A 343-nucleotide genomic window follows, 5' to 3' on the forward strand; every position below is an offset into this window, starting at 1 on the left:
GGGACCCTTGCCCTGCTGCGCACTGTTATCTGATCCATGTCACTCCCCACCCGTACGAGTCCACCCGGCCCGGGCAGGTTAACCCTATCGCCCCGGTGGGGCACTCGTGTATCGCGGTCACAGGATTCACCTTCCCCGTAAGGGTGTTGACGACTCGTGCCCGATTACTCTCCGAATCCAACCGATTTCAGGGCGAGTTGGACAACGGGCTGGCTGGTGGGTTGCGGTGACCCCCCGTCGGGCTCGACGGTCACAGCCAGTGATGTCGCCGATTTGTCGAGACCGGAGGTGACCAAGGGCGTGTCGCCGTCGAAAAGGCCCAGGGAGCGCGGTTGCACATCGG

At 63.6% G+C, this 343-nt stretch carries 1 protein-coding gene; it reads right to left on the reverse strand.

All coding sequences use genetic code 11. From position 1 onward, the window contains the following. Positions 1-164: 164 nt before the first annotated feature. On the reverse strand, positions 165-343 hold a 179-nt coding region (locus tag ACLZOT_RS50835; RefSeq protein ID WP_416976097.1), incomplete at its 5' end, for an anti-sigma factor.

The sequence above is a fragment of the Streptomyces sp. 4F14 genome, from assembly GCF_048159485.1.
GTDB lineage: Bacteria > Actinomycetota > Actinomycetes > Streptomycetales > Streptomycetaceae > Streptomyces.